The 2,768-nt window shown below is 67.0% G+C and carries 3 protein-coding genes and 2 pseudogenes; 3 read left to right on the top strand and 2 right to left on the bottom strand.

Annotated elements, in window-relative coordinates; all coding sequences use genetic code 11:
• A pseudogene (locus WAW17_RS27760) lies at positions 1–709 on the top strand (pyridine nucleotide-disulfide oxidoreductase); the annotation flags it as partial.
• 7 nt (positions 710–716) lie between these two features.
• Positions 717–1,244 carry a DoxX family protein gene (locus WAW17_RS27755; RefSeq protein ID WP_422336075.1) on the top strand — a complete coding sequence of 176 codons (528 nt, stop codon included), beginning with the start codon at positions 717–719 and terminating at the stop codon, positions 1,242–1,244.
• Here the strand turns inward: WAW17_RS27755 and WAW17_RS27750 are convergent, their stop codons facing one another.
• Together WAW17_RS27750 and WAW17_RS27745 are read right to left on the bottom strand one after the other, a co-directional pair.
• Positions 1,245–2,087 carry an SDR family oxidoreductase gene (locus tag WAW17_RS27750; protein ID WP_422336074.1) on the bottom strand — a complete coding sequence of 281 codons (843 nt, stop codon included), beginning with the start codon at positions 2,085–2,087 and terminating at the stop codon, positions 1,245–1,247.
• A 100-nt stretch (positions 2,088–2,187) separates the two neighbouring features.
• The gene (locus WAW17_RS27745; RefSeq protein ID WP_422336073.1) at positions 2,188–2,352 is read right to left on the bottom strand and encodes a hypothetical protein; all 165 of its coding nucleotides are present in this window, start codon (positions 2,350–2,352) and stop codon (positions 2,188–2,190) included.
• Positions 2,353–2,439: 87 nt separating this feature from the next.
• Between WAW17_RS27745 and WAW17_RS27740 the strand changes: the two are divergent.
• Positions 2,440–2,768 (top strand): annotated as a pseudogene (locus tag WAW17_RS27740) (diacylglycerol kinase); the annotation flags it as partial.

The following is a 2,768-nucleotide window of genomic DNA, read 5'->3' as shown; positions in this document are numbered from 1 at the left end:
CGACAACACCCTGCAGGACTGGGCCATCCGCGACACCGGCAACCGCCCCCACAAACTGTTCCTGCACTTCTTCGAATCCCCCACCGAAGTCCTCGGCGAGAACGGCAAGGTCGTCGGCCTCCGCACCGAACGCACCCAACTCGACGGCACCGGCAACGTCAAGGGCACCGGCACCTTCAACGACTGGGACGTCCAAGCCGTCTACCGCGCCGTCGGCTACCTCTCACAAAACATCGCCAGGCTCCCCTTCGACGAACAAGCCGGCACCGTCCCCAACGAAGCCGGACGCGTACTGAACGAGAACTGGCATTCCGCAGGCTCCACGCCTGGCGCCGACGACACCGCCGAGGGGGCTAGCCGATCTGGGCATTCCGCAGGCTCCACGCCGGCCCGTTTCATGCCGGCCACCTACGTCACCGGCTGGATCAAACGCGGCCCCGTCGGCCTGATCGGCCACACCAAGGGCGACGCCAACGAAACCGTCGCGAACCTGCTCGAGGACCGGCCCACCTTCGCCGAACCCGCCCGCCCAGACGAGAACGCGATCATCGAGTTCCTCGAAGACAAACAGGTTCCCTACACCACCTGGCAGGGCTGGTACCGCCTCGACGCCCACGAACGCAGCCTCGGCGAACCCGAAGGCCGCGAACGCATCAAGGTCGTCGAACGCGAAGACATGCTCAAAGCCAGCGAACCGCAGAAGGTATAGAAGGAACATGATCGTGACCAGTTCGGCGTCGTTGGATCTCGGGTTGCTGATTGTCCGCATGGTGTGCGGATTCACCATGGCGGCACACGGATTGAACAAGTTCTACGGTGGTGGCCGGATTCCTGGAACCGCGCGGTGGTTCGACAGCATCGGCATGAAACCCGGGATGCTGCATGCGCGGCTCGCGGCGTCGACGGAACTGGTGGCCGGAATCTGCCTGGTACTGGGGCTTCTCACCCCAGTGGCAGGGGCCGCGTTCGTCACCGTGATGTTCGTGGCTGCGTACACGGTGCACAAGTCATTCTTCGTCACGAGTAACGGCTGGGAGTACAACCTGGTGCTCGCCGCGGTGGGCGTCGCGATAGCGACCACAGGACCGGGATCCTGGTCGGTCGACGAAGCATTGGGGCTGACGGACGTCGGCAACGGCTGGTGGAGGTTGCTGCTCGCCTTGGGCGGCGGGCTCGCAATGTCAGCCCTGCATCTCGCCGTGTTCTACCGACCCGCCGTCCCTGAGCCGGAGACGGTGAAGTAGCTACGTGCGGCCGAAGCTTCGCATTCGCCGCACGTAGCGCAGGACCTTCCACACCGGTACCGGCCGCGGCCAGTCGTCGGCACGGAACCACGCCTCGCTGCCGCCGTCGACGACCACGACGGAGCCGACGAGGAAATCCGCGGCGGGCGAAAGCATGAACTCCACCCATTCGGCGATCTGCCCGGGATCACCGAACCCGCCGATCGGCACCGGGAAATCCCTGACCCGCTTGCCTTCCCGACTCTCGAGCTGGGTGTCGAGTAACGGGGTTGCGACAGCACCGGGTGCGAGAACGTTCAGCCGGATCCCCGCCCCCGCCCACTCCGGGGTCACCGCGTTCCGGCGCGCCCAGCGGGTGACGGCGATCTTCGATGCAGCGTAGGTGAACGGGGCCGCCGCCTGCCGAATCCGGCCCGCCCGCTTCACACCCTTCCCGATATTCCCTGCGAGAAACGCCGCGACCGCCGACATCGGGACGGCCGGCGTCGCCGTCGTCGAGTTCGAGCCGAAGACGACGACCTTGCTGTTCCCCGCCGCCGCGAGAGCCGGTCGCCACCCCTCGAGCAGTTCGATCACCCCTCGGACATTGACCTCGGCGATGGTCTGCTCCATGCCCGGCACCGGGCCGAGACCGGCGGCCAGGACCGCGCCGTCGAGCCGGCCCCCGGCCCGCTCGAGGGTCTGCCGGACCGCGTCGGAACGTCCCGCCGACGTCGACAGGTCCGCCACGACGTCGCCCTCCTTCAGGTCGATCCCGATCACGGTGTGCCCCGCCGTCCGCAACCGTTCCGCGCTCGCCTTCCCCATTCCGGAGGCCGCACCGGTCACCGCATACACACCCATTGCCACTACCTCGTCCCGTCGGTTCCCCGGAACGCTACTGACACCGAAGCTGACGTGTCCACCGGGCGCCACGAAATCTTGGGGGCCGGGCCGGTGTGCATCAGAGTTCGACGCGCTGCTCGGCGTCCGCGAACTCATGCTCGTTGCCGACGGAGACGTGAAAGGCGTAGCCCGAGACGTGCAATGTGCTGCGATCGCCTTCGCGCCCGGCGGAAGATGGAAATACGACGGGACGTCGTACCGCCGCGAGGAAGGACACGGTCATGTCCGAAGATTCAGTGGTCGAACTGGACCGACTACACACCCGAGCTGGGGCTACCAGGTTGGGCGCCGCCGGTGATGGGGTAACGACGTGAACGGATCAGGCACCGATACCGGCGACCGTGCCCGGCGCTGGTGGGCGCGTGTGGCGTTCGCGTTCGCCGTCGGTGCGGCGGCGGTGCCCGTGCTGTTCGCCGGGGTGCTGGGCACCCTGGCGTTGTTCCTCGTGGGGACCGGTGGCGTCGTGGTCACGGTGGCGGCGTTGTACTGGTTCCTCACTCGGCGCGGAGTGTTCAGGTGGATCTCTCTGGGAGTGGCGATCGTCGCGCCGATCATCGTTCTGACCCTGTTCATCCGCGCGCACCTGCTGTGGGTGGTGCTGCTCTCGTACGTGCTCGCGCTTCTGGCCGTCGTCTGCGC

The organism is Rhodococcus sp. (in: high G+C Gram-positive bacteria), from assembly GCF_049286785.1.
GTDB lineage: Bacteria > Actinomycetota > Actinomycetes > Mycobacteriales > Mycobacteriaceae > Rhodococcus_F.
The sequence above is the reverse complement of the archived record's forward strand: the minus strand, read 5'-3'. Positions and strand labels throughout refer to the sequence as shown.